Here is a 24,602-nt window from a genome sequence, read left to right on the forward strand (position 1 = left end):
GTGAATTCCCGTCCTTTTCTCCGAATGTCGCTTTCGTATATTCCGGCACGACCTGCTGTTGCGTAGCTGCAAAAACTGACCTTCTGGCAGTAAAATTCACGCCTGCGCCTTTTCACCGTGTAACTGCCTGTTTTTGCTTTTCTTATCAAGTATTTCAGTCAATTGCCGATAACTCTATTCAAATAAAAGTCAGGTTAAACCTGACCCCTACCACGATATGCATTTCTCCTTTTCACCTGAATCACTGGATAACACCGTATGTTGAATAAGCTGAGCGTAAAGGCCGGTCTGATCGGCCTGTTAGTGTTTATGACCCTGATTTTATTGCTGGTGAGCGTGCTGGGCGCCAATGCCATCAGGCAAAGTGCCACATCATTGCAAAAGATTAATCAGCTTCAGGGCGAGGAGTTAGGCTCGCTGGCTGACAGCTACAGTTACTCACTGCGTACCCGCGTCGCCAGCGGAGTGGCCGTTCGTCAGCTGGAAATCGGCATGATGGACGATGCAAAAGCGACGTCCGACCGCATCGCCGGTTACATTAAACAGGCGGATGCCGATCTGGCGAAATTCGTCAGCATTGAGGACGAAACCCAGCGCGGCAGGGATTTATCGGCCGCGGTGAAAAAAACCTACGAAGCTTATAAAGCCAATGGACTTCTTCCCGTTCTTCAGGCTCTCCAGTCGCAAAGCGCTGACAACTATTACGATGTGCTGGAAAACAAAATCACGCCGTATAGCAATGCTTACGACAAAGCGCTGACTGACTTTCGCGCCTATGCGGTGGATAACACCAATCAGCGTATTGAGCAGGCGCGCACGCAGGCACATATTCAGCTAACCATTATCGCTGTGGCTTTCATCGTCGCACTGACGATTGCGATACTGGCGTGGTTTGCGTTGCAGAAACTGATCATGCATCCGCTGACGTTTTCCATCGCTCAGTTGGAATACATTGCCAAAGGCGATCTGACCCACGAAATCGACGATTCCCATAACAACGAGATGGGCCGATTGCTGAAAGCGATGAAACAAATGCAGGATTCACTGGTGCTGTCGGTGGGTCGTGTTCGCGATGCAGGAAATCAGATTGATGTCGGCTCGCGCGAACTGGCGGCCGGGAACGTGCATCTGGCGCAGCGCACGGAAGAATCTGCCGCTTCGCTCGAGGAAACGGCAGCGAGCATGGAACAGCTGACGTCTACCGTGCGGATGAACGCTGCCAACTCCGAGCAGGCTAACCAGCTGGCGCAAAGTGTGTCATCCATTGCGGACAAAGGCAGCCAGGTGGTCAATCAGGTGATGGCCAAAATGCAGGGGATTACCGACAGTTCGAAGCGTATCGGCGACATTATTACGGTAATTGACGGCATTGCCTTCCAGACCAATATTCTGGCGCTGAACGCCGCAGTTGAAGCTGCGCGAGCAGGCGAGCAGGGGCGCGGTTTTGCCGTCGTCGCGGGTGAAGTCCGTAGTCTGGCACAGCGCAGCGCGCAATCGGCCAAAGAGATCAAAGAGCTGATTGGGGATTCAGAAAGCCGGGTAGCGGAAGGATCGAATATGGTGAAGTCTGCCGCCGCGACGATGCTGGAAATCTCCAGCGAAGTCACGCGCGTGACCAGCCTGATGCGTGAAATCTCGATTGCCACCACCGAGCAAACGCACGGCATTGAACAGGTGAACGTGGCGATCACCCAGATGGATCAGGTCGCACAGCAGAACGCTGCGTTAGTCGAACAGGCGACGGCGGCAACGCGTTCTCTGGAGGAACAGGCGCAACTGCTAGCGGAAAGCATGGCGGTGTTTAAGCTCAATTCCGCCGGGCAGTACTAAACGCGAGCTCTGAACCTGCGCGCAATAAAAAAGGTGGCTTAAAAGCCACCTTTTTACGTTGGTTCAACGCTAAGTTACAGAGGTATCACGTTCATTCTTTGATGTTTTTTGTAGGGCAGAATTTATTCATCAGGGAATTGTGCGATAAAGCGTTCTGCATCTTCAACCATTGAGCTGTTACCGACGAAGAACGGCGCGCGTTCATGCAGTTTCTGCGGAATGATATCCAGAATACGATTTTTGCCGTCGCTGGCTTTGCCACCCGCCTGTTCGGCCAGGAACGCCATCGGATTGCACTCGTACAATAAACGGAGTTTGCCGTTTGGATGGGTTGCTGTACTTGGGTAGATATAAATGCCGCCTTTCAGCAGGTTACGGTGGAAATCTGCTACCAGAGAACCAATGTAACGTGAGGTGTAAGGGCGCAGCGTAGCTTCGTCCTGCTCCTGACAATATTTGATGTATTTTTTTACGCCGAGCGGGAATTTGATGTAGTTACCTTCATTGATCGAGTACATGCTGCCGGTGGCCGGGTAGCGGACTTTTTCATGGGAGAGGCAGAAGACACCGAGTGAAGGATCGTAAGTAAAGGCATGAACGCCAACGCCGGTGGTGTAAACCAGCATGGTGGAAGAGCCGTAAACCACATAGCCAGCGGCGACCTGACGATTGCCCGGCTGCAGGAAATCGGCTTCAGTCACGGACTGGCCGAGTGGCGTAGTTCGACGGTAAATGGAGAAGATGGTACCGACGGAGACATTAACGTCGATATTTGAGGAGCCATCGAGCGGATCCATCAAGATGACGTATTTTGCATTTTCAGCGCGTTCGCCCTCGAAAATGACAATTTCATCTTCTTCTTCAGACGCGATGCCGGCAATTTCGCCGCGTGCTTTCATGGCTGCTTTTAACTTCTCATTCGCATACAGATCAAGTTTCATCTGTACTTCGCCCTGAACATTTTCTGCGCCGCTGGTACCAAGAATATCAACCAGACCCGCTTTGTTGATGTCACGGTGAATGATTTTAGCGCCGAGTTTTATTGCTGAGAGCAAGGCGGTGAGCTCACCGGTTGCATGAGGAAAGTCTTGCTGTTTTTCAACAATAAATTCGCCTAACGTTTTCATAACACGTTCCCTGAATCTAGGATGGATAACGGTTCGTTAATAAAACCTTTACAAGAGCGTGGGCAGTTTAGCCCAAATATATGGATGAATCATAGGCAAATCCATTTCTTCTGGAGGATTCTGAGCGGTAGAATGGCGGCTGACTTAAAGGCATTAATGGAAAATATATGCGCATTCATATTCTTGGGATTTGCGGCACGTTTATGGGCGGGCTGGCGATGCTGGCTCGTGCTCAGGGGCATCAGGTTACTGGTTCGGACGACAACGTTTATCCACCGATGAGTACGCTGCTGGAAAATCAGGGGATTGAGCTGATTAAGGGTTACGATCCTGCACAGTTAGACCCTCAGCCCGATCTGGTGATCATTGGTAACGCGATGACCCGCGGGAACCCGTGTGTCGAAGCCGTACTGGAGCAGGGCATCCCTTACGTGTCCGGCCCGCAATGGTTGCACGACCACGTTTTGCCAGAGCGCTGGGTCATTGCCGTTGCCGGTACGCATGGCAAAACGACCACCGCCGGCATGGTGACGTGGATCCTCGAAGCCTGCGGCTATGAGCCGGGCTATGTTATCGGTGGTGTACCAGGCAATTTTGAGGTTTCGGCGCGTCTGGGCAACAGTCCGTTTATGGTGATTGAAGCGGATGAGTACGACTGCGCCTTCTTTGATAAGCGCTCTAAATTCGTACATTACAGCCCGCGTACTCTGGTACTCAACAACCTTGAGTTCGATCACGCTGATATTTTTGACGACCTGAAAGCTATCCAGAAACAGTTCCATCATCTGGTGCGTCTGGTGCCGGGCAAAGGCAAAATTATCCTGCCGGAGCACGATACTCCGCTCAAGCAAGTCATGGCGATGGGCTGCTGGAGTGAGCAGGAGTTTGTGGGTGACACTGACGCCTGTGCGTGGGATGCGAAAAAACTTACACCGGATGCCAGCTCTTTCAACGTATACCTGAAAGGTGAAATTGTCGGGCAGGTGAACTGGAATCTGGTCGGTGAACACAACATGCATAACGGGCTGATGGCTATCGCCGCAGCGCGTCATGTGGGTGTGAAACCGGAAGATGCCTGTAAAGCATTGGGTGATTTCATCAATGCCCGTCGTCGTCTGGAACTGCGCGGCGTGGAAAACGGCGTCAGTGTATATGACGATTTCGCGCATCATCCGACTGCGATCCTGGCGACGCTCTCCGCTCTGCGCAGCAAAGTGGGCGGAACGGCGCGTATTCTGGCTGTCCTCGAACCGCGCTCCAATACCATGAAAATGGGCATGAGCAAAAATGAACTGGCACCGTCTCTTGGCCGTGCTGACGAGGTCTTCCTGCTACAGCCGCAGCATATTCCGTGGCAGGTCGCTGAAATGGCTGAACACTGTATTCAGCCTGCGCACTGGAGTGCCGATGTAGATACGCTGGTGGATATGGTGATCAAGGCATCATTGCCGGGCGATCACATTCTGGTGATGAGTAACGGCGGTTTTGGCGGTATCCATGGAAAACTGCTGTCTGCTCTGGCGGCGAAAGCCAGCGCGGCAGAACAGCAATAAACGTTGTCTTACCGAAAAAAAGCACAGCTTTGGCTGTGCTTTTTTTTGTCGTTTTTAGAGGATGGCCGACCAGCAGACAAAAAAAAGCTCCCAAAATTTTATGGGAGCCAAAGGGTGTCGTCGGACAGGACGACGAGGGTATCGTTAGTAAGAGAGCGCGGCAGTGGCAGTGTCAGCTCTCTTCCAGCCTCAACAGCGTCGTTTCGACGATCTGTGGCTGTTGAACCCGTAACGCTAATTCAAAAAATACTCAAACAGTGGCTTTTGTTCAGGGTAATACTGAGAAATCTTACTGGTAGATTTCTGCTGTCGCGTGATAAGCACCTTCGTTATGGGCTTCAATCACACGATAAGATTTTGCGCCTTTAGCATCAGCTTTATCAGACAGCTGCTGGCGGATATCGGTTGGCACACCGTCTACACCGCTGACGCTGATCACACCCATAGATTGCAGATTTTCAGCTTGCTGGTTAGTCACCAGTTGTGCGGCAGATGCACCGAAAGAAATAGCGGATAAAAGACTAAGCGCGGCGAGAGTAGTAATGATTTTCATGATAATTTCCTGATTTTACTGACGTTGATGCAATCTGAGAGAACAACGTCGCTTCAAATGTAGATCTATCAGGGCTGTTTTACTGTGGTTCGGGCGCGGTGAGCGTTCGGGAACGTAAAGCTGGCAGTGATAAATCCGTCTGATACACGGGCCTGATTCGTTCAGGCCCCTTCGCTGTGTCTACCGGGTGATTTACTGGTAGATTTCTGCGGTTGCGTGGTAGTTACCTTCCTGACGCACTTCAATAACACGGAAAGCTTTAGCACCTTTTGCATCGGCTTTGTCAGACAGGGCCTGACGGATATCAGAAGGTGCACCGGCTACGCCGCTGACGCTGATCATCCCTTTTGCCTGCAGATTTGCCGCTTGATCCTGAGTAACAGGTTGTGCTGCAAAAGCACCAAATGACAGGGCAGAGAGAATGCTTAAAGTTGCGATTGTAGTTTTAACGTTCATGATTGACCTCGTCGAATTTATTATGTGTTCCAACAACTGGTGTGTTACACCACGGAAATGAGTATACATCTAGTCACTTCAAATATTAATAGTTTGCTAATAGTTATTTGAGTTGTTATGTGTGCGCTATTGGTGTTTTTAATAACGGAAAGTTATAAAAAACGCCTATAAAACGTTCTTTTGGTGTTCTTTTTTCGCAAAATCAACGAATTGAGCCAATTTGATTATCCGTGCTTATTTTTGCGGTGAATCACATCATTGAAATATTTATGTGACGGAAATGGGCGTGTTGTGACGAGAGTTAACAGAATAGGGCTGATAAGGGATGTCGCGATTTGCCAGGAAAGGGAGGTTTTTGCAAGGATGTGAGATTTAACCAGTATAAAAGAAGGGTAAAGCGACTGGCCTGAGGTCAGAAATTCTGTTCTTCTGACCCCCGGCACAGAATGGGAGCGCGCGGCCTTGTACTATAACAGCGGCTTACAGCTCTTGTTCAAACAAACTCAGAATGGCGTCGTGGAGTTGTTTCACGCTAAATCCGCGTGCCGGGGTGGTGAAAATCGTGTCATCACCCGCGATAGTGCCGAGAATGCCTTCTGATTTACCCAGCGAATCAAGTAAACGCGCGATCAGCTGTGCAGCACCGGGACTGGTGCGGATAACCACTACGGCTTCATTATAGTCAATATCCAGCACCAGATTCTTCAGCGGGCTGGTGGTGGTGGGCACACCTATCTCGGCTGGCAGGCAGTACACCATTTCCATTTTTGCATTGCGTGTACGCACCGCGCCGAATTTGGTCAACATCCGTGAGACTTTGGACTGATTGATGTTTTCGAACCCCTCCTCCTGGAGTGCGACGACAATTTCGCCCTGAGAGCTGAATTTCTCTTCCTTCAACAATGCTTTGAAGGCTTTGATTAAATCTTCCTGTTTGGCAGGATTACGCATTTTGCACCCTGGTCTCTTGATCATCGTTAAGCTGATTATGCAGATAATTGCATTTTTATGCAACATGCCTTCCGGAGGTAAATCGCTGATTCACCACTGCGCAAGGAATGTGACGGATGTCGCATCAGAGGTTTTTTCATGAATATGCCAAAATTGTGCATTGCAGAAGTGCTTTTCGACTCAATGAGTGGGCATGATGACTTCGATTCAGCTCACACAATGAACCAAATTTAACCATTTATTAACCTGACAGGTTTTGGGGTGCTACTTTTAAGGGAAGCTTTCCGATAAAAAGTCACAAAAGACCGGATAAAGGCCGTTTGAAAGTATTTTTTTACTTTCTAAACGACCCATCTCAGATTCTCTGCAGGTGAGCGATTGTTTTTAACAGCGTAAGTGATTAAGGTCACAACCAAAATAATTCCACGACACTTATAAGTTAATGATAAAAAAGGAGTATAGGATGAAAGTTGCAGTTCTCGGTGCTGCGGGCGGTATCGGTCAGGCCCTCGCACTTCTGCTTAAGACCCAGCTACCTTCCGGTTCCGAACTCTCATTATATGATATCGCACCGGTGACGCCGGGCGTTGCTGTCGATCTCAGTCACATTCCAACCGCAGTAAAAATCAAAGGTTTCTGTGGCGAAGATGCCACGCCAGCGCTGGAAGGTGCGGATATTGTTCTGATTTCAGCAGGTGTGGCGCGAAAACCAGGTATGGATCGTTCCGATCTGTTCAATGTTAATGCCGGTATCGTTCGTAATCTTGTCCAACAGGTCGCGAAAACCTGCCCGAAAGCCTGTATCGGTATTATTACCAATCCGGTCAACACCACAGTCGCCATTGCGGCGGAAGTGCTGAAAAGTGCCGGTGTGTACGATAAAAATAAACTCTTTGGAATTACGACACTCGATGCTATCCGTTCCAACACGTTCGTTGCACAACTGAAAGGCAAACAGCCCGATGAGATTGAAGTGCCGGTGATCGGCGGACACTCCGGTGTGACGATCCTTCCACTGCTTTCTCAGGTTCCTGGTGTAACGTTCAGCGATGAAGAAATCATCTCTCTCACCAAGCGCATTCAGAATGCAGGTACCGAAGTTGTCGAAGCAAAAGCCGGAGGCGGATCTGCAACGCTGTCGATGGGGCAGGCCGCTGCGCGTTTCGGACTTTCATTGCTGCGTGCCATGCAGGGTGAAAGTAACGTAGTGGAATGTGCGTATGTCGAAGGGAAGGGTGAACATACCCGTTTCTTCGCGCAGCCTGTTTTGCTGGGCAAGAACGGGATTGCTGAGCTGCTGGATGTCGGCAAACTGAGCGCGTTTGAACAACAATCGCTTGAATCCATGCTGGATATCCTGCGAAAAGATATTGAGCTCGGTGAACAGTTTATCAATAACTGATGCTTCATCTTTAAAACCGCCGGTGTAACCCGGCGGTTTTTACATTATACCCGACGTGATTTAGTCACGAGAAGCATTAGGTGTACGACAACGACGTTCGATGATTTTAAAGGTCTTGGCGTCAAAATAGCGGCTTGGCCAGATAATTGAAGGATGGAGTCCAAGCGCACTTGCAATGAGTAGTTCCCCTTTTGGCCACGGCCGTGATAGCGCGTTTGATAAGGTTGAAGAACTTAAGCCTGCCGAGCGAGATACCGCCGCCAGCGTAGTTCCTTTCTTTCTTAGTGCGGCAATGATATCGGCCTGATGCCAGTCTTCGTTCCTTGTATTCATGATGGCTTCCTTATTTGTTCAAATATAGTTTTCGAATGTATTTTTTTTAAATATATATTCTACGGTTGTTTTTTCCAGATTCACCCATTTAAATCAATGTTTCCGAAAAACCCGCATTGCTTTCATTTAGAAAATACCTTCTTATTCTGATTAAAACAAACAAGTAAATTCGTATTGCTTTTTGTGATTGGTGTCTGTTTTTATGATGTATTACGTGCAAGTTTGAAATCACGTAAATTGGATAAGTTATTCTATTGTGCGTTTTTTGATCTTTATCATCCATTACCACAATGGATGGAGTTTATTAATAAATAATTTACTATGTTTTTATAAAGAAAATCTGTTTAATTTTAAATATTAATAATTTAACATGTTGTTGTTTAAGTATTTATTGTTTTGCATGCCCTTTTTCTTTTGACTTCATTTCGTTTGTTTCTAAAAAGAGAGTATTACGCTGTTCATTCAGTTTTTGATAAAGAAAATTCATGGAAACTTTTTGACTCAGCAGTAGACTCATTTCGAAAAATTGAATATCTTCTTTCCGTTAAGTAGAGGTTTTCCTTAAAACTCGGCGTTAAAGTCATCTTTAAAATAGACGCCGGAGGTTTCAGGAAAGTATCGGCATTATTCTCATGGATTTATAACAGAAACTTTCTTAGTGGTTTATATAAGAAAGACAAGGATCGTTATGAAAAAAGAGTGGTTTGCAGCAAAGGAATTAACCGGTAAAGAAGGGCTCCCAACTTCGACACAAGGCGTGCATGGAATGGCGCGCAGGTTATGCTGGATTAAAAGGAGAAGACGCGGTGTACAAGGGCGTGCGGTGGAATATCACATAGACAGTCTGCCCGGTAATACGGTCGCCAGTCTGGCGATGAACGAGCATTCTGCGGAGTATGTCTATACCTCGCATCAGGATCCTCTGGCAATCTGGATTGAAAGCTACAAACAATTGAGAGAACCAGAACGTGAAACAATGATCGCGTTTATTGTGAGAGAAGGCGTTTCGGAAGTGTTAAACAGGTTGCGCAAGCCTGACGAAAACTAGCGTTGAAAACTGTCGTACCTGCCTGACAAGTGCCAGGTACGACAGATAAACATCAGAAGTCGCGTTTCACTGAAAGATGCGCCAGGCCTTCAAGTGCCGAGCGATAGACAGACTCTGGCAACAATTGAAGGGCCTTTATGGCCTTGTCAGCTTCTTCTTCGGCCCGCTGACGGGTGTATTCCAGGGAGCCCCATTGGTGCATGGCTGCTAATACAGGTTCCAGTAAATGGCGCCCATTACCTTCTTCGATAGCATTACGGATCATGGCCGCCTGTTTTTCATCGCCATGCTGCATTGCATGCAAAAGCGGCAATGTCGGTTTACCTTCATCAAGGTCATCGCCGGTATTTTTGCCCAACGTTTCGCCGTCAGCATCATAATCGAGCAAGTCGTCAATCAGCTGGAATGCAGTGCCCAGGTAACGGCCGTAATCTTGCAAAGCAAGGATCTGTTCCTGAGTTCCGCCAGCCAGCATGGCAGAAGACTGAGAGGCAGCTTCGAACAGACGCGCTGTTTTGCTGTAGATAACCTGCATGTAGCTGTCTTCGGTGATGTCAGGATCGTTGCAGTTAATCAACTGCTGTACTTCGCCTTCTGCAATCACATTGACCGCTTTCGCCATCAGGGCCAGAACCGGCAACGACTCGAGATCTGTCATCATCTGGAATGCGCGGGTATAGATGAAATCCCCGACCAGGACGCTTGCGGCATTACCAAAAGCGGCGTTGGCGGTTGCTTTACCCCGGCGCATATCTGATTCATCGACAACGTCATCGTGCAATAACGTGGCGGTATGGATAAACTCAATCAGTGCAGCGACTTTGATGTGCTTGTCGCCTTCGTAAGAGAGCGCTCTGGCCGCCAGTACTGCAATCATTGGACGGATGCGTTTACCGCCACCGCTGATGATGTAATATCCCAGTTGATTGATGAGTGAAACTTCGGAGTTCAACTGTTCAAGGATGGATGCGTTGACCGCAGCCATGTCGTCCTGAGTAAGATCGATAATCTGTTCTAGGTTCATTGTGTTTTTTCGGCTGTTGTTCTCTTCACCGCAATGAGATCTGGCTCACATTGGCACATGGCGCTAACTGTAAAGGGGATTGTACTTGAAAAACAGTGTAGATAAATGATAACGAAAGAACTGCGCTTTTTTTCTTCTTTTGTGGTCATTGTGCTCTTGTCTTACTCTGATTTTTTGCGTAGAATTCGCGCCCTATTGTGAATATTTATAGCGCCCTCTGAACTATACAAAGTTGAGTGCGCGGAAAGCGGAGTTTTATATGTACGCGGTTTTCCAAAGTGGTGGTAAACAACACCGTGTCAGCGAAGGGCAGACTATCCGCCTTGAGAAGCTTGACATCGCAACTGGCGAAACGATCGAGTTTGATCAAGTTCTGATGATTGCAAACGGTGAAGAAATCAATATCGGCCTGCCGTTAGTTGCTGGCGGTATCGTTAAAGCTGAAATCGTTGCTCACGGTCGTGGCGTTAAAGTCAAAATCGTTAAGTTTCGTCGTCGTAAGCACTATCGTAAGCAGCAGGGCCACCGTCAGTGGTTCACTGACGTTAAAATCACCGGCATCAGCGCTTAAGACTAGGAGAGCGGAACAATGGCACACAAAAAGGCTGGCGGCTCCACACGCAACGGTCGCGATTCAGAAGCTAAACGTCTGGGCGTAAAACGCTTTGGCGGCGAAGCAGTACTGGCAGGCAGCATCATCGTTCGTCAGCGCGGCACCAAATTCCACGCTGGTATCAACGTGGGTTGCGGCAAGGACCATACTCTGTTTGCTTTGGCTGACGGTAAAGTCAAGTTCGAAGTTAAAGGCCCGAAAAACCGTAAGTACATCAGCATCGACGCTGAATAAGTTTTTCTCGTCTTAGTAAATAGATGTAAGCCCCGCAACTCGTTGCGGGGCTTTTTACATTCTGGTTAGCCCATTCTGGCGGAATATGGACAGTAAATCGCAGGCACCTGTTGGGATTATGTTAGCGCTGATCACTGCCATGAGTTGGGGCTCTTTGCCTATCGCCATGAAGCAGGTATTAGTGATAATGGATCCCTTTACGGTGGTCTGGTACCGGTTTTCGATGGCGGCAATTGTGCTGGGCTGCATTCTTGCTGCAAAGCGCCGTTTGCCACCCAGAGTGATATTCAGTCGGCCACGCTGGCTAGTTTTAGTATTGATCGCCACCTGCGGATTGATGGGGAACTTTGTTCTTTTTAGTTCTTCACTGCAATTTTTAAGCCCAACGGCTTCTCAGGTTATCGGTCAGCTTTCGCCAGTCGGTATGATGCTGGCCAGTGTGATTATCCTGAAAGAAAGGATGCGGATCACACAGGTCATTGGGGCCACTATGTTGGTTTTCGGGTTGATATTGTTTTTTAATACCAGTCTGATTGAGATATTCACCCGTCTGACCGATTACACACTTGGTGTGCTATTTGGCGTCGGGGCAGCAACGGTTTGGGTTATCTACGGCGTGGCGCAAAAGGTTCTCTTACGCCAACTCGCCTCACCTCAAATCCTGTTTTTGCTGTACACTTTATGTTCTATCGCATTGCTCCCGCTGGCCAGTCCGGCGATGCTTTCACAGCTCAGCGGCTGGCAGTTTGCCTGTTTGTTGTTTTGCGGCGCGAATACCTTAGTAGGATATGGCGCCTTAGCGGAAGCGATGGCGAGATGGCAGGCATCGCAGGTCAGTGCATTAGTGACGCTGACCCCATTGTTTACCCTGCTATTTTCAGATCTGTTAGCACTTGCCTGGCCAGGCTATTTTGCCGCACCAGTGCTCAATTTTGTAGGTTATCTTGGGGCATTTGTGGTGGTGGCGGGTGCAATGTTTTCCGCAGCGGGCCATCGTTGGTGGCCTCGTCGGACAGAGCAAAACCTGGTAGCTAAACTCTAGCTGCCCGGCGAATGATTTACGGAGACGGTACAAATGAAGTTTGTTGATGAAGCCACAATTTTAGTCGTGGCAGGTGACGGTGGTAACGGTTGTGTAAGCTTCCGCCGTGAGAAATACATTCCACGTGGCGGCCCGGATGGCGGCGACGGTGGCGACGGCGGTGACGTTTTCCTGCTGGCTGATGAAAACCTGAATACCCTGATCGATTTCCGTTTTGTGAAATCATACCGTGCTGAGCGCGGTACTAACGGTCAGAGCAGCGACTGTACGGGTAAACGCGGTAAAGATATCACCATTAAAGTACCAGTCGGTACCCGCGTCCTGGATCAGGCTACCGGCGAAGTGCTGGCTGATATGACCAAACATGGCCAGATCAATATGGTCGCCAAAGGTGGGTTCCACGGTCTGGGCAACACCCGTTTTAAATCTTCGGTTAACCGTTCGCCACGCCAGAAAACCATGGGTACTAAAGGCGAGGAGCGTGATATCGCCCTTGAACTGATGCTGCTGGCTGATGTGGGTATGCTGGGGCTGCCAAATGCGGGTAAATCTACTTTCATCCGTGCAGTTTCTGCCGCTAAACCCAAAGTCGCTGACTATCCGTTTACGACCCTGGTGCCAAGTCTGGGCGTTGTGCGCATGGATAGCGAGCAGAGCTTCGTCATCGCCGATATTCCTGGTCTGATTGAAGGCGCTTCCGAAGGGGCTGGTTTAGGGATTCGTTTCCTGAAACACCTCGAACGTTGCCGCGTATTATTGCACCTGATCGATATTGCCCCGATCGATGAATCTGATCCGATCGAAAATGCCAAAGTCATCATCAACGAGTTGCAGCAATACAACGCCAAACTGGCTGAGAAGCCTCGCTGGCTGGTATTCAACAAAGTTGATTTGATCGAAAAAGAAGAAGCTGAAACGCGTGCGAAAGCCATCGCTGAGGCGCTGGGTTGGGAAGGTAATTACTACCTGATTTCTGCAGCAAACCGTGAAGGCGTGAATGCTTTGTGCTGGGATGTGATGAAGTTCATCAACGAAAACCCTAAACACATGGCAATCGAAGAAGCTGCGCCAGAGAAAGTTGAATTCATGTGGGATGATTATCATCGTGAACAACTGGCTGAAGTGGAAGCTGAAGCTGACGACGATTGGGATGATGACTGGGATGAAGACGACGACGAAGGCGTTGAAATCATCTACGAACGTTAATCCGACGCGAGTATGAATTGATATCATCTGAAAGGCTGCCAGTGGCAGCCTTTTTTAATACATGTTTTTCGTGGTGCTGGCTGACAACGATAGCGCATTTTCCAGAATCACATCAGGCAGCCAGCATTGTGCACTTAACCCGTTGCCGGAAGACCGGTTGCGCAGCGTCAGGGTCCCGCAGTGCAACTGAGCAATCCGAATGACAATGTTTAAACCCAGCCCGCTACCGCCATAGCGTTGATCCATGCGTTTAAATGCCTGAGTCAGTTCACAGGCCTTCTTCTCATCAATCCCCGGGCCTTCATCGTCTATTTGTATCAGGAAGCCGTTATTCTGCTGCTCAACCGTAAGGGTGATTTCACTGTCCGGCGGGCCGTAGCGGTAAGCATTTTCTACTAAGTTTCTGACCATCAAGCGGAGCAGCACGGCGTCGCCCTGCAATGTGGCGCGTTCAGGAAGCCTTAAAACCAGCGTCTGCTGGCGATCTTCCAGCATTTCACACAATTCTTCCCGCAAGGGCCCGAGGACGTTCGAAACCAGGTCTACTTGCTGATATTCACCTTTGGCAAAGTTCTGCCCGGCGCGCGACAGCATCAGCAGTTGCTCAATGGTATGCATCAGCTGATCGATGCGCCCTATCAGGATATCACTGCCAGAGACCCCGTTTTTGTGCATGATTTCAAGATGCAGACGCACCCCCGCAAGCGGAGTACGCAGTTCATGCGCAGCATCGGCGGTGAATAATCGCTCCTGGTGAATCGTATTAGACAGGCGTGAAAACAGTTGGTTGAGCGCGTTGGTCACCGCCACCACTTCGCGAATTTCGCTGTTCAGCGGTAAAGGGGAAAGGTTATCTGCCGAGCGCGTTTCGAGACGTTTTTGCAACTGGTTGAGCGGACGGATAATCCAGCTGATCGCCCAGAATGACAGTGCCAATGTAATGGCCATCATCAGCAAGGAAGGGGCAATCAGCGAGGCGATCGCTTCGGCAATTTCTTTCTCGACATGCGCATTACGCACCTTGGCCGAAAGCGTGTCATTCACCAGTAAATTAATTTGTTCCTGACTTTCGTGCCAAAGCCAGAACACGCTGGTGAGCTGGGTGACGAAAAGGATCAAAGCCAGCATAACCATCAGACGGCGGCGCATACTGGTCACGGCATCATCTCCAGCCGGTAACCAATGCCACGAACCGTACGAATCAACTCTTTACCCAGCTTGCGACGCAAGTTATGGACGTGAACTTCCAGCGTATTAGACCCTAAATCATCCTGCCAGGTGTAGAGATCTTGCTGAAGCAATTCGCGGTTAACCGTTTGTCCTGCGCGCATCATCAGACGGGTCAAAATCGCGAACTCCTTCGGTGTGACCTCCACCTGTGCGTCACCCAGATAGGTTTGCTGCGATGAGAGATTGATTCGCAGATTGCCGACAGAAATTTCATTATCACTCTGCCCCTGATATCGGCGGATGAGCGCGCGCACGCGGGCTTGTAACTCGGCTAATGCGAAAGGTTTAATCAGGTAATCATCAGCGCCGGCATCAAGACCGTCCACACGATCTTCTAGTGCATCACGGGCGGTCAGAATCAGGACAGGAAGGGAGACCCTCTGGCGTCGCCATTGGCGCAGAAGCGTCGCGCCATCTTTGTCTGGTAACCCCAAATCGAGGATGACCAGACTATACTGGCTGGTTTGTATGAGGCTTTGCGCTTCAGCTGCAGTAGATGCGCAGTCGCAAACGTAATTATCGCTGGTTAAGGCCAGCGATAATCCATGCCGTATAAGTTCATCATCTTCAACTATCAGCAGCTTCATCGTCTGGCACTTCTCCAGGGTTAATTATTTTGGTAGATATCCTTGTAAAGCCTGCTTTCAAAACGTACAAGCGGTGCGCGGCGTGTTCGCTGGTCTTCAGGCGGTACTGCATAACCTGAGAGGAACTGAACAAATGCCATACGTTGCCCGCTGGCCGTCGTGATAAAGCCTGCCAGGTTATAGACGCCAGACAATGAACCGGTTTTCGCTGACACTTTGCCATCGACACCAGCTTCATGCAGGCCACCGCGATATTGCAGCGTGCCGTCATGGCCTGCCAGCGGCAGCATTGAGATAAAATCTAAGTCTTTATCGTTCTGAGCGATATATTGCAGCACCTGCATCATCGTCGCTGGTGACAGCAAATCGTGGCGGGACAAACCTGAGCCATCCACCTGAATTGAGTTGCCTAAATCCACCCCCGCCTTCTGCCGCAGAATCTGACGCACAGCGTCTGAACCTGCACGCCATGTTCCCGGTACACCGAAACGCTGATGGCCAATGGTACGGAAAACGGTGTCGGCTATCATGTTGTCGGATTTCTTCAGCATGATCCGCAGCAAATCATGCAACGGCGCTGACTGCGTTTGTGCCAGAACGGTTCCTGCCGGAGTCTGCTGAGTCTGACGCTTCAAAGTGCCATCAATCTGAATATCGGCCTGTAAAAGCTCATCTTTAAGAATCGCACCGGCATAGCTGGCACCGTCCTGAACAGCAAAGGCCAGTGGCAGAGGTTCGCTGCGTTGGGTCAGGCAACCAGTCAATGTATAACGATTGAATTCACCCGGTACGACATCCAACTCGCAATATTGTGCATCAGGAGACCCTTTCGCCAGCGTACGCACTTCACTGAACATATGAACCGGATAATAGGAGGCCACGCGGATAAAGGCGTTCTCATCGGGTTTAGGAGCGCTGTAAAGGGAGACAGAGAAACAGTTACGATCGACAATGGCAGCGGCAGGGGGAGCACTGAAGCATTGAGTGATGTCGTTCCACGGCCAGCCGGGCGCTTTATCATGACTGGCGAACACGGACGTATTCACAACCACGTTGCCGCTGATCTCTTTGATACCCTGTTTTTTCAGTACCGCGACCATATTGCGAATATTCTGGCGTTTTAACGTCGGATCGCCGGAAAAACGAGCAACCAGATCCCCCTTGAGGACGCCGCCTGACACAGAACCCTGGGTTTCCAGCGTGGTGGTAAATCTGAAATCGGGGCCTAATTGAAGTAAAGCCGCCAGCGCGGTCAGAATCTTCATGGTACTGGCTGGCAGCGCCATCTGGGAACCGTGATAGTCGATGGCGGGCGCAGGCGCGCCAATTTTCTGTACCAGCACAGCCAGATTCGTGCCGTCCGGCAGATATTCTGTGTAATTCTCGATCTGGGCCGCATTTGTATTGAGAACAAACGCGCATGCTAATGCACTGACAATTCGTATAAAACGCATTATTTTGAGTAAGGCTCTGGGTAACAACAGGATAATGTGGTGCCATACTACGATGCTACGAACCAAGGCGCAACGTGGCTGAAAGTAAACGATGATCCTCAGTGAACTCTACGTTAAAATACGAATCATAATGCAAAATGAATCCTGGCCTGGTGGCGACTCCGGGTGAGGTTTTTTTTGTTTTTCGCCAGAGCGAGTGGGTCAAAAGAGCTGGCTTAATTTCTTACCTGATTCAATCAGGACGGTGTTTACCGAAAGGACCAAGTTAGAGGTAATGAATATATGAAACCGATTCCGATGACGTTGCGTGGCGCAGAAAGATTACGTGAAGAGCTGGATCATCTGAAGGGCGTGCGTCGTCCCAAAATTATTGCCGACATTGCGACTGCGCGTGAGCACGGCGATTTGAAAGAGAATGCTGAATACCACGCAGCCCGCGAACAGCAAGGCTTTTGCGAAGGGCGTATTCAGGAGATCGAAGCCAAGCTTTCTAATGCCCAGGTGATCGATGTGACAAAAATGCCGGCCACGGGTCGTGTCATTTTTGGCGCCACTGTCAAACTGATGAATCTGGATACTGAAGAAGAGCAGACTTACCGCATCGTTGGTGACGACGAAGCCGATTTTAAGCAAAATCTGATTTCTGTAAACTCACCGATTGCACGTGGATTGATCGGCAAAGAGCAGGATGATGTGGTGGTGATCAACACCCCAGGCGGCGATGTTGAGTTTGAAGTGCTGAAGGTCGAGTACCTCTAAAAATCCGCATTAAAAAGGGCGAAACGTGACGTTTCGCCCTATAAATCACCCATTCATGAAGTGGATTGCTACACATTAAATTGAAAACTAACGTAAAAAGGCCAGCTATAGCCTTTTCCTGAACGTGATTTCGTGGCACCTTTCCGAAAATCTAAAGCGTTTTTCGTTAAACTCTGACGAATTAACGCGGTAAGATAATTTTGCGGTCTTCGGTAGAAGGGCGATAAAGTACCAGCATATTGCCGATAACTTGCACATTACACGCCTTGGTTTCACGCACGATAGCGTCTACGATCAAAGCCTTCGTTTCGCGTTCTTCTGCCGCGACCTTAATCTTGATCAGTTCGTGATGCGCCAGCGCCTGTTCGATTTCGGCGAGCACGCCTTCTGTCAGGCCGTTGTTACCCAGCATGACAACCGGTTTCAGTGGATGTGCCAGGCCTTTCAGGTACTGTTTTTGTTTATTGTTAAGATTCATCGTCTTTTTTGCTTAAGTTGGGATTGAAAACGGGTCATTCTACCGCCATCTCATGTATATCACCAACCCGGACTGCTTCGGGTGGTGATTTATACTGACTTAGCCATAGACGTCATGACGCTAACAGCTTGTTCCAAAAGCTCTAACACAGGGTAGTTGGAAAACTATATGGTTACTAAATAATGTCTATTAAAAAGCGTTCTGCAAGTTCCACTCGCTGGTTGCAGGAACACTTTAGCGATAAATATGTGATTCAGGCACAGAAAAAAGGGCTGCGTTCTCGCGCCTGGTTTAAGCTTGATGAAATACAGCAAGGCGATAAGCTGTTCAAACCCGGGATGACCGTGGTGGATTTGGGAGCAGCACCCGGTGGATGGTCGCAGTTTGCCGCAACGCAGATTGGTAGCAAAGGGCGCATCATTGCGCTTGACCTTTTGCCTATGGATCCTATTGTTGGAGTCGACTTCCTTCAGGGGGATTTTCGTGATGAATTAGTTCTCAAAGCGCTGCTCGATCGCGTGGGAGAAAACAAGGTTCAGGTGGTCATGTCCGATATGGCCCCGAATATGAGCGGTACACCGGCAGTCGATATTCCAAAATCGATGTATTTAGTTGAGTTAGCACTGGATATGTGTCGGGATGTATTAGCACCAGGCGGAAGTTTCCTGGTGAAGGTGTTCCAGGGAGATGGCTTTGATGAATACCTGCGGGAAATTCGCTCCCTGTTTACGAAGGTGAAGATTCGTAAGCCAGACGCTTCCCGAGCACGTTCGCGAGAAGTGTACATCGTAGCGACAGGGCGGAAAGTGTAGTTCCCTAACGCTGTTTGTTAACACAGTTGTAATATGAGGTTGATCCCTTGAGTGACATGGCGAAGAACCTGATTCTCTGGTTAGTCATCGCAGTAGTATTGATGTCTGTATTTCAGAGCTTTGGGCCCAGCGAGTCTAATGGCCGTAGGGTAGATTATTCTACCTTCATGTCCGAATTGACCCAAGACCAGATTCGCGAAGCGCGTATCAATGGACGTGAGATTAACGTTGTTAAAAAAGACAGCAACAAGTACACGACCTACATTCCAGTTGAAGACCCTAAGTTGCTGGATACGCTGCTGAGCAAAAATGTAACCGTAGTGGGTGAGCCACCAGAGCAACCAAGCTTACTGGCCTCTATCTTTATTTCCTGGTTCCCAATGTTGCTGCTGATTGGGGTCTGGATCTTCTTTATGCGACAAATGCAGGGCGGCGGCGGCAAAGGGGCGATGTCCTTTGGCAAGAGCAAAGCGCGCATGTTGACGGAAGATCAAATTAAAACAACGTTTGCGGACGTTGCAGGTTGTGATGAAGCGAAGGAAGAGGTGAGCGAGCTGGTTGACTACCTGCGCGAACCGAGCCGTTTCCAGAAGCTGGGCGGTAAAATTCCTAAAGGCGTCCTGATGGTCGGTCCTCCGGGTACCGGTAAAACCTTGCTGGCGAAAGCCATTGCAGGGGAAGCCAAGGTGCCGTTCTTTACTATTTCCGGTTCTGACTTCGTAGAAATGTTCGTCGGTGTGGGTGCATCCCGCGTGCGCGACATGTTTGAACAAGCGAAGAAAGCCGCGCCGTGTATCATCTTCATTGATGAAATAGACGCCGTAGGCCGTCAGCGTGGTGCGGGTTTAGGTGGTGGTCACGACGAACGTGAGCAAACACTGAACCAGATGCTGGTAGAGATGGATGGCTTTGAAGGTAACGAAGGTATCATCGTTATTGCTGCGACTAACCGTCCAGACGTACTTGACCCGGCTCTGCTGCGTCCGGGCCGTTTCGACCGTCAGGTAGTTGTCGGCTTGCCAGATGTACGCGGCCGTGAGCAGATCCTTAAAGTTCATATGCGTCGTGTTCCGCTGGCAACAGATGTTGATGCATCTGTGATTGCACGTGGTACACCAGGCTTCTCGGGTGCTGATCTGGCGAACCTGGTCAACGAAGCCGCTCTGTTCTCTGCACGTGGTAACAAACGTGTGGTGTCGATGGTTGAGTTCGAAAAGGCCAAAGATAAAATCATGATGGGTGCTGAACGTCGCTCCATGGTGATGACAGAAGCGCAGAAAGAATCGACTGCATATCACGAAGCGGGCCATGCCATCATCGGCCGTCTGGTTCCTGAACACGATCCAGTGCATAAGGTAACGATTATTCCTCGTGGCCGCGCATTAGGTGTGACGTTCTTCCTGCCAGTCGGCGATGCAATCAGTGCCAGCCGTCAGAAACTCGAAAGTCAGATTTCCACGCTTTACGGTGGCCGTCTTGCTGAAGAGATCATCTACGGCGTAGAGAAAGTGTCTACCGGTGCATCAAACGATATCAAAGTGGCGACGTCCATTGCCCGTAACATGGTTACGCAGTGGGGCTTCTCAGACAAATTAGGTCCGTTATTGTATGCGGAGGAAGAAGGTGAAGTCTTCCTCGGTCGCTCAGTAGCAAAAGCTAAACATATGTCTGATGAAACCGCGCGCATCATCGATCAGGAAGTGAAGTCTCTGGTAGAGCGCAACTATGCACGTGCACGCACGTTGCTGATGGAAAATATGGATATCCTTCATTCAATGAAAGATGCCCTGATGAAATACGAAACCATCGATGCGCCACAAATTGACGACCTGATGAACCGTACCGAAGTTCGCCCGCCAGCCGGCTGGGATGACGTCGGCGGTAAAAATGGTAACGGCAACTCTAACGACGGTGGCACGCCAAAAGCGCCAACGCCAGTTGATGAACCTCGTACGCCTAATCCTGGCAACACGATGTTTGAACAATTCAGCGGCAAATAACGCGCTGGTTGGAAAATAACGCTGCTTACACAGAACCCCGGGCTTGCCCGGGGTTTTTTATGCGTGCATTCTTTGCCTCGGGATTTTGACATCGCGATCACAGAACGACCAAAAGGGACATGACCTATGCGCCTCACAGCCAGAGACTCGATACTCGACCTCACTTATCCTCAGGTGATGGGGATTTTGAACGTTACGCCAGATTCATTCTCCGACGGCGGACGCCATAACACTCTGGACCTCGCGCTTAGACATGCTGAGGCGATGATCAATGCCGGGGCGACTATTCTCGATATCGGCGGAGAGTCCACGCGTCCTGGCGCTGCTGAGGTGAGTGACGAAGAAGAACTGGCGCGTGTTGTCCCCGTCGTTGAGGCAATAGCACGACGTTTCGATACCTGGATTTCTGTCGATACCTCAAAGGCCATCGTCATCAGTGAAGCCGCCCGTGCGGGAATGCATCTAATCAACGATATTCGTTCATTACAAGAACCGGGCGCATTGCAGGCGGCGGCAGAAACCGGGTTACCCGTTTGTCTGATGCACATGCAGGGGCAACCGAAAACGATGCAGCATTCTCCGCAATATGCAGATGTAGTGGCGGAAGTCGGGCAATATTTTGATGAGCAAATTGCGAGATGTGTGAATGCCGGCATTCCGAAAAGTAAATTGATACTCGACCCGGGCTTTGGTTTCGGTAAAAATCTGACCCACAACTATGCGCTGCTGGGCAGACTGGCGGAGTTTCATCATTTTGGACTCCCGCTTCTGGTCGGTATGTCGAGAAAATCCATGATCGGGCAATTGCTCCATGTCTCACCGGAACAGCGTGTAACGGGTAGCGTTGCCTGCGCTGTTATCGCGGCCATGCAGGGCGCTCAGATCGTCCGCGTACATGATGTAAAAGAAACCGTCGAAGCGATGCGTGTCGTCGAAGCAACACTTTCTGCAAGGGATAAAAATTAATTATGAGCAACCGTAAATACTTTGGTACTGATGGCATTCGCGGAAAAGTAGGCGATACACCAATTACACCTGATTTTGTGCTGAAACTGGGCTGGGCCGCGGGCAAAGTGCTAGCCCGTCATGGTTCGCGCAAAGTGATTATTGGCAAAGACACACGTATCTCTGGGTATATGCTCGAATCAGCCCTGGAAGCGGGGCTGGCGGCGGCTGGCTTATCTGCGTCCTTCACCGGGCCGATGCCGACGCCTGCTGTGGCGTATCTGACGCGCACTTTCCGCGCTGAAGCCGGGATTGTTATCTCTGCGTCTCACAATCCTTATTACGATAACGGCATCAAATTCTTCACCATTGATGGCACAAAACTGCCAGATGACGTAGAAGAAGCGATTGAAGCCGAGTTGGAAAAACCGCTGACCTGCGTGGAATCCGCAGAGTTGGGCAAGGCCAGCCGTATCGTCGATGCTGCCGGTCGTTATATCGAATTCTGTAAAGGGACTTTCCCGAGTGAACTAAGCCTGAACGGGCTTAAAATCGTGGTGGATTGTGCCAATGGTGCAACTTATCACATCGCGCCAAGCGTGCTGCGCGAGCTGGGTGCGAAAGTGATTGCCATCGGTTGTGAACCGGATGGTATGAATATCAACGAAGAATGCGGCGCAACGGATGTCCGTCAGCTGCAACAGCGCGTGCTGGCTGAAAAAGCAGACGTCGGTCTGGCCTTTGACGGCGACGGCGATCGCCTAATCATGGTTGATAACGAAGGTAACAAAGTCGATGGCGATCAGATTTTGTATATTATCGCGCGCGAAGGTCTGCGTCAGGGGCAGCTGAAGGGCGGTGCCGTAGGCACGCTGATGAGCAATATGGGTCTTGAGCTGGCGTTGAAACAGCTGGGCATTCCATTTACCCGTGCGAAAGTGGGTGACCGCTACGTACTGGAAAAAATGCAGGAAAAAGGCTGGCGTATCGGTGCTGAGAACTCGGGCCATATCATCCTGCTGGACAAAACCACCACGGGTGACGGCATTGTGGCAGGTTTGCAAGTGCTTACCGCAATGGTGCGTAACCACATGAGCCTGCATGATTTGTGCAGCGGCATGAAATTGCTTCCGCAAATCCTGATCAATGTCCGCTTCGCCGGTGAACATGATCCTCTGGAGTCTGAAGAAGTTAAGCTGGTGACCGCCGAGGTTGAAAAGCAACTGGCAGGGCGTGGCCGCGTATTACTGCGTAAATCTGGTACTGAGCCTTTGCTACGCGTCATGGTAGAGGGCGAAGATGCCGAGTTGGTCGAAAAACTGGCCAATCGGATTGCCGATGCAGTTAAAGCGGTTAAACCCTAAGCTGATAAAAAAGCGGTGAATTTCTCAGCGATGCGCCTTTATCTTCTTGTGGGAAAAGGGCGCAAAGTAAAAGCATAAATGTGTTTTAGGCCATTTTTGCCGTTTTTTTCCGCAAACAAACATTTCAGTGCAAATTGCCCTTGCGTGCCAATACGGCTTTGGTTAGTATTCACACCCGCTTCAGTGGGTCCTTAGATGGCCTGCTAAATTGGTGAGAAGCAATTGGCATGCGGTGAACCCGCGAGGATACAGGTACTACTATGTACGACGCTCTTCTGGTGATTTTCCTTATCGTAGCAATCGGCCTTGTGGCTTTGGTTATGCTGCAACAAGGTAAAGGCGCTGATATGGGAGCCTCTTTCGGAGCAGGTGCTTCTGGCACATTGTTCGGTTCGAGTGGTTCCGGTAACTTCATGACCCGTATGACCGGCGTTTTGGCCGCTTTGTTCTTTATCATTAGTTTGATTCTTGGGAACATGAGCACCAATAAAAGCCAAAAAGGTAGTGAGTGGGAAAACTTAAGTCAGCCAGCGCAAACTGAGCAGACTACTGCACCGGCCGCTCCAGCAGCGCCTAACAGTGATGTTCCTCACTAAGCAGTAACCTTCTTACCTAAAGAAGTGAAAGTTTTAAACAGTGGCTTGAACTTGGACAGTACAAGCGATTGTGAAAAAAAAGAGTGCCGAGGTGGTGGAATTGGTAGACACGCTACCTTGAGGTGGTAGTGCCCGAATGGGCTTACGGGTTCAAGTCCCGTCCTCGGTACCAATCTTTATGATAATTTGCTTTTTAGCGATTATCGGCGTAGTATTTGCCACGTTTTCGGACGCGGGGTGGAGCAGCCTGGTAGCTCGTCGGGCTCATAACCCGAAGGTCGTCGGTTCAAATCCGGCCCCCGCAACCACTTTCCCTAAGTGTTTATTTCAAATAGACTTTCAGTATCTCCCTGTGATGTTCTGCAGTTCCAATTTGAAAGTGACTATTTGAAAATAACACTTCGAAAGTTGTACCGAAGCCGCTATGCGGCAAATAGGGTCCAGTTGCATAAAGCCCCGATTTATCGGGGTTTTTTGTTATTTGGCAACAGAATCACTGGGCTATTTAGCCCTTTTTTTATGTCTTGGGGGTGGGCTTGTCCACATTAGAACAAAAATTAACAGAGCTGATTACAGCACCAGTCGAGGCACTTGGCTTTGAGCTGGTGGGCATCGAGTTCGTTCGGGCTCGCCAATCGACGTTGCGCATCTATATTGATAGTGACGCCGGGATCAATGTTGATGATTGTGCTGATGTCAGCCACCAGGTGAGCGCTGTGCTGGACGTAGAAGATCCGGTCACCGTCGCCTATAACCTGGAAGTTTCCTCTCCAGGCCTTGATCGTCCTATGTTCACCGCTGAGCATTATCAACGTTTTATCGGTGACGAAGTCAGCATGGTACTGCGTATGGCGGTCCAGAATCGTCGTAAATGGCAGGGCATCATCAAAGCTGTCGAAGGCGAAATGATCACGGTGACTGTGGAAGGGAAAGATGAAGTGTTCGCACTGAGCAACATCCAGAAAGCGAACCTGGTACCCCACTTTTAAAAAAGTTTGGAAGAGG

At 49.7% G+C, this 24,602-nt stretch carries 25 protein-coding genes and 2 tRNA genes; 17 read left to right on the forward strand and 10 right to left on the reverse strand.

The window, feature by feature from the left end; translation table 11 throughout:
- The first annotated feature begins 258 nt into the window (after positions 1-258).
- A complete protein-coding gene (locus ACMHLI_RS15635) occupies positions 259-1,830 on the forward strand; it encodes a methyl-accepting chemotaxis protein (RefSeq protein WP_413530261.1) in 1,572 nt (523 codons plus the stop codon).
- A 122-nt stretch (positions 1,831-1,952) separates the two neighbouring features.
- Here ACMHLI_RS15635 and fbp read toward each other — a convergent pair whose 3' ends face one another.
- Entirely contained in the window at positions 1,953-2,957 is a 1,005-nt protein-coding gene (gene fbp / locus ACMHLI_RS15640; RefSeq protein WP_112164566.1) for a class 1 fructose-bisphosphatase, read from the reverse strand.
- A 167-nt stretch (positions 2,958-3,124) separates the two neighbouring features.
- On the opposite strand from fbp, the gene mpl reads away from it, so the two are divergent.
- Positions 3,125-4,510 carry a UDP-N-acetylmuramate:L-alanyl-gamma-D-glutamyl-meso-diaminopimelate ligase gene (mpl, locus tag ACMHLI_RS15645; protein ID WP_413530262.1) on the forward strand — a complete coding sequence of 462 codons (1,386 nt, stop codon included), beginning with the start codon at positions 3,125-3,127 and terminating at the stop codon, positions 4,508-4,510.
- A 289-nt stretch (positions 4,511-4,799) separates the two neighbouring features.
- Here the strand turns inward: mpl and yhcN (ACMHLI_RS15650) are convergent, their stop codons facing one another.
- From yhcN (ACMHLI_RS15650) to argR, 3 genes are all read right to left on the reverse strand, one after another.
- Positions 4,800-5,063: a peroxide/acid stress response protein YhcN gene (gene yhcN, locus ACMHLI_RS15650; RefSeq protein ID WP_413530263.1), complete on the reverse strand. Its 264-nt coding sequence runs from the start codon at positions 5,061-5,063 to the stop codon at positions 4,800-4,802.
- Positions 5,064-5,255: 192 nt separating this feature from the next.
- A complete protein-coding gene (gene yhcN, locus ACMHLI_RS15655; RefSeq protein ID WP_112164569.1) occupies positions 5,256-5,519 on the reverse strand; it encodes a peroxide/acid stress response protein YhcN in 264 nt (87 codons plus the stop codon).
- 480 nt (positions 5,520-5,999) lie between these two features.
- On the reverse strand, positions 6,000-6,470 hold the full coding sequence (argR, locus tag ACMHLI_RS15660; RefSeq protein WP_112164570.1) for a transcriptional regulator ArgR: 471 nt from the start codon (positions 6,468-6,470) through the stop codon (positions 6,000-6,002).
- A 463-nt stretch (positions 6,471-6,933) separates the two neighbouring features.
- Here argR and mdh point away from each other — a divergent pair, with 463 nt between their 5' ends.
- Positions 6,934-7,872, forward strand: a complete 939-nt coding sequence (gene mdh, locus ACMHLI_RS15665) for a malate dehydrogenase (RefSeq protein ID WP_413530264.1) — start codon at positions 6,934-6,936, stop codon at positions 7,870-7,872.
- A gap of 60 nt (positions 7,873-7,932) precedes the next feature.
- Here the strand turns inward: mdh and ACMHLI_RS15670 are convergent, their stop codons facing one another.
- On the reverse strand, positions 7,933-8,205 hold the full coding sequence (locus tag ACMHLI_RS15670; protein WP_413530265.1) for a helix-turn-helix domain-containing protein: 273 nt from the start codon (positions 8,203-8,205) through the stop codon (positions 7,933-7,935).
- A 688-nt stretch (positions 8,206-8,893) separates the two neighbouring features.
- On the opposite strand from ACMHLI_RS15670, the gene ACMHLI_RS15675 reads away from it, so the two are divergent.
- Complete coding sequence (locus ACMHLI_RS15675; protein WP_413530266.1) at positions 8,894-9,253, forward strand: DNA-binding protein; 360 nt, start codon at positions 8,894-8,896, stop codon at positions 9,251-9,253.
- A gap of 52 nt (positions 9,254-9,305) precedes the next feature.
- On the opposite strand, the gene ispB is transcribed toward ACMHLI_RS15675, so the two are convergent.
- Entirely contained in the window at positions 9,306-10,277 is a 972-nt protein-coding gene (gene ispB, locus ACMHLI_RS15680) for an octaprenyl diphosphate synthase (RefSeq protein WP_413530267.1), read from the reverse strand.
- A gap of 259 nt (positions 10,278-10,536) precedes the next feature.
- Between ispB and rplU the strand changes: the two genes are divergently transcribed.
- The 4 genes from rplU to cgtA all read left to right on the forward strand — a co-directional run bounded on the left by rplU (position 10,537) and on the right by cgtA (position 13,372).
- Positions 10,537-10,848, forward strand: a complete 312-nt coding sequence (rplU, locus tag ACMHLI_RS15685; RefSeq protein WP_056782448.1) for a 50S ribosomal protein L21 — start codon at positions 10,537-10,539, stop codon at positions 10,846-10,848.
- An 18-nt stretch (positions 10,849-10,866) separates the two neighbouring features.
- Entirely contained in the window at positions 10,867-11,124 is a 258-nt protein-coding gene (gene rpmA / locus ACMHLI_RS15690; protein WP_112164575.1) for a 50S ribosomal protein L27, read from the forward strand.
- Between the two features lie 85 nt (positions 11,125-11,209).
- Complete coding sequence (locus ACMHLI_RS15695) at positions 11,210-12,166, forward strand: DMT family transporter (RefSeq protein ID WP_413530268.1); 957 nt, start codon at positions 11,210-11,212, stop codon at positions 12,164-12,166.
- Between the two features lie 33 nt (positions 12,167-12,199).
- Entirely contained in the window at positions 12,200-13,372 is a 1,173-nt protein-coding gene (gene cgtA, locus ACMHLI_RS15700) for an Obg family GTPase CgtA (RefSeq protein ID WP_112164577.1), read from the forward strand.
- 54 nt (positions 13,373-13,426) lie between these two features.
- On the opposite strand, the gene pmrB is transcribed toward cgtA, so the two are convergent.
- Genes pmrB through dacB form a run of 3 tightly spaced genes read right to left on the reverse strand, consistent with a single transcriptional unit; the run spans position 13,427 to position 16,643 of the window.
- Positions 13,427-14,530: a two-component system sensor histidine kinase PmrB gene (gene pmrB / locus ACMHLI_RS15705; RefSeq protein WP_413530269.1), complete on the reverse strand. Its 1,104-nt coding sequence runs from the start codon at positions 14,528-14,530 to the stop codon at positions 13,427-13,429.
- Entirely contained in the window at positions 14,527-15,189 is a 663-nt protein-coding gene (gene pmrA / locus ACMHLI_RS15710) for a two-component system response regulator PmrA (protein ID WP_413530270.1), read from the reverse strand. Before pmrA ends, pmrB begins: the two co-directional genes overlap by 4 nt.
- A gap of 20 nt (positions 15,190-15,209) precedes the next feature.
- Entirely contained in the window at positions 15,210-16,643 is a 1,434-nt protein-coding gene (gene dacB, locus ACMHLI_RS15715; protein ID WP_413530271.1) for a serine-type D-Ala-D-Ala carboxypeptidase, read from the reverse strand.
- A gap of 282 nt (positions 16,644-16,925) precedes the next feature.
- On the opposite strand from dacB, the gene greA reads away from it, so the two are divergent.
- The gene (gene greA / locus ACMHLI_RS15720) at positions 16,926-17,402 is read left to right on the forward strand and encodes a transcription elongation factor GreA (protein WP_112164581.1); all 477 of its coding nucleotides are present in this window, start codon (positions 16,926-16,928) and stop codon (positions 17,400-17,402) included.
- Between the two features lie 181 nt (positions 17,403-17,583).
- On the opposite strand, the gene yhbY is transcribed toward greA, so the two are convergent.
- Entirely contained in the window at positions 17,584-17,880 is a 297-nt protein-coding gene (gene yhbY, locus ACMHLI_RS15725) for a ribosome assembly RNA-binding protein YhbY (protein ID WP_413530272.1), read from the reverse strand.
- 182 nt (positions 17,881-18,062) lie between these two features.
- On the opposite strand from yhbY, the gene rlmE reads away from it, so the two are divergent.
- The 8 genes from rlmE to rimP all read left to right on the forward strand — a co-directional run bounded on the left by rlmE (position 18,063) and on the right by rimP (position 24,586).
- A complete protein-coding gene (rlmE, locus tag ACMHLI_RS15730; RefSeq protein ID WP_112164583.1) occupies positions 18,063-18,692 on the forward strand; it encodes a 23S rRNA (uridine(2552)-2'-O)-methyltransferase RlmE in 630 nt (209 codons plus the stop codon).
- 56 nt (positions 18,693-18,748) lie between these two features.
- Positions 18,749-20,692, forward strand: a complete 1,944-nt coding sequence (gene ftsH, locus ACMHLI_RS15735; RefSeq protein ID WP_112164584.1) for an ATP-dependent zinc metalloprotease FtsH — start codon at positions 18,749-18,751, stop codon at positions 20,690-20,692.
- A 126-nt stretch (positions 20,693-20,818) separates the two neighbouring features.
- Entirely contained in the window at positions 20,819-21,658 is an 840-nt protein-coding gene (folP, locus tag ACMHLI_RS15740) for a dihydropteroate synthase (RefSeq protein ID WP_413530273.1), read from the forward strand.
- Positions 21,659-21,660: 2 nt separating this feature from the next.
- A complete protein-coding gene (gene glmM, locus ACMHLI_RS15745) occupies positions 21,661-23,001 on the forward strand; it encodes a phosphoglucosamine mutase (protein ID WP_413530274.1) in 1,341 nt (446 codons plus the stop codon).
- Between the two features lie 260 nt (positions 23,002-23,261).
- On the forward strand, positions 23,262-23,597 hold the full coding sequence (gene secG / locus ACMHLI_RS15750) for a preprotein translocase subunit SecG (protein ID WP_413530275.1): 336 nt from the start codon (positions 23,262-23,264) through the stop codon (positions 23,595-23,597).
- A gap of 85 nt (positions 23,598-23,682) precedes the next feature.
- Positions 23,683-23,769: transfer RNA gene (locus ACMHLI_RS15755), tRNA-Leu, on the forward strand.
- A 59-nt stretch (positions 23,770-23,828) separates the two neighbouring features.
- Positions 23,829-23,905 (forward strand) — tRNA-Met (locus ACMHLI_RS15760).
- 228 nt (positions 23,906-24,133) lie between these two features.
- A complete protein-coding gene (gene rimP / locus ACMHLI_RS15765; RefSeq protein ID WP_056782522.1) occupies positions 24,134-24,586 on the forward strand; it encodes a ribosome maturation factor RimP in 453 nt (150 codons plus the stop codon).
- The last annotated feature ends 16 nt before the right edge of the window (positions 24,587-24,602 follow it).

The sequence above is a fragment of the Rahnella inusitata genome, from assembly GCF_965118895.1.
Lineage (GTDB): Bacteria > Pseudomonadota > Gammaproteobacteria > Enterobacterales > Enterobacteriaceae > Rahnella > Rahnella inusitata_A.

Excerpts from the sequence above, each read along its gene's own strand:
- ACMHLI_RS15670 (WP_413530265.1), bottom strand. The coding sequence starts at position 8,205 with ATGAATACAAGGAACGAAGACTGGCATCAGGCCGATATCATTGCCGCA.
- ispB (WP_413530267.1), bottom strand. The coding sequence starts at position 10,277 with ATGAACCTAGAACAGATTATCGATCTTACTCAGGACGACATGGCTGCG.
- yhcN (WP_413530263.1), bottom strand. The coding sequence starts at position 5,063 with ATGAAAATCATTACTACTCTCGCCGCGCTTAGTCTTTTATCCGCTATT.
- yhcN (WP_112164569.1), bottom strand. The coding sequence starts at position 5,519 with ATGAACGTTAAAACTACAATCGCAACTTTAAGCATTCTCTCTGCCCTG.
- pmrA (WP_413530270.1), bottom strand. The coding sequence starts at position 15,189 with ATGAAGCTGCTGATAGTTGAAGATGATGAACTTATACGGCATGGATTA.
- cgtA (WP_112164577.1), top strand. The coding sequence starts at position 12,200 with ATGAAGTTTGTTGATGAAGCCACAATTTTAGTCGTGGCAGGTGACGGT.
- ACMHLI_RS15675 (WP_413530266.1), top strand. The coding sequence starts at position 8,894 with ATGAAAAAAGAGTGGTTTGCAGCAAAGGAATTAACCGGTAAAGAAGGG.
- ACMHLI_RS15695 (WP_413530268.1), top strand. The coding sequence starts at position 11,210 with ATGGACAGTAAATCGCAGGCACCTGTTGGGATTATGTTAGCGCTGATC.
- rplU (WP_056782448.1), top strand. The coding sequence starts at position 10,537 with ATGTACGCGGTTTTCCAAAGTGGTGGTAAACAACACCGTGTCAGCGAA.
- ACMHLI_RS15635 (WP_413530261.1), top strand. The coding sequence starts at position 259 with ATGTTGAATAAGCTGAGCGTAAAGGCCGGTCTGATCGGCCTGTTAGTG.
- dacB (WP_413530271.1), bottom strand. The coding sequence starts at position 16,643 with ATGCGTTTTATACGAATTGTCAGTGCATTAGCATGCGCGTTTGTTCTC.
- rlmE (WP_112164583.1), top strand. The coding sequence starts at position 18,063 with ATGTCTATTAAAAAGCGTTCTGCAAGTTCCACTCGCTGGTTGCAGGAA.
- yhbY (WP_413530272.1), bottom strand. The coding sequence starts at position 17,880 with ATGAATCTTAACAATAAACAAAAACAGTACCTGAAAGGCCTGGCACAT.
- rpmA (WP_112164575.1), top strand. The coding sequence starts at position 10,867 with ATGGCACACAAAAAGGCTGGCGGCTCCACACGCAACGGTCGCGATTCA.
- ftsH (WP_112164584.1), top strand. The coding sequence starts at position 18,749 with ATGGCGAAGAACCTGATTCTCTGGTTAGTCATCGCAGTAGTATTGATG.
- argR (WP_112164570.1), bottom strand. The coding sequence starts at position 6,470 with ATGCGTAATCCTGCCAAACAGGAAGATTTAATCAAAGCCTTCAAAGCA.
- secG (WP_413530275.1), top strand. The coding sequence starts at position 23,262 with ATGTACGACGCTCTTCTGGTGATTTTCCTTATCGTAGCAATCGGCCTT.
- glmM (WP_413530274.1), top strand. The coding sequence starts at position 21,661 with ATGAGCAACCGTAAATACTTTGGTACTGATGGCATTCGCGGAAAAGTA.
- greA (WP_112164581.1), top strand. The coding sequence starts at position 16,926 with ATGAAACCGATTCCGATGACGTTGCGTGGCGCAGAAAGATTACGTGAA.
- mdh (WP_413530264.1), top strand. The coding sequence starts at position 6,934 with ATGAAAGTTGCAGTTCTCGGTGCTGCGGGCGGTATCGGTCAGGCCCTC.
- folP (WP_413530273.1), top strand. The coding sequence starts at position 20,819 with ATGCGCCTCACAGCCAGAGACTCGATACTCGACCTCACTTATCCTCAG.
- fbp (WP_112164566.1), bottom strand. The coding sequence starts at position 2,957 with ATGAAAACGTTAGGCGAATTTATTGTTGAAAAACAGCAAGACTTTCCT.
- mpl (WP_413530262.1), top strand. The coding sequence starts at position 3,125 with ATGCGCATTCATATTCTTGGGATTTGCGGCACGTTTATGGGCGGGCTG.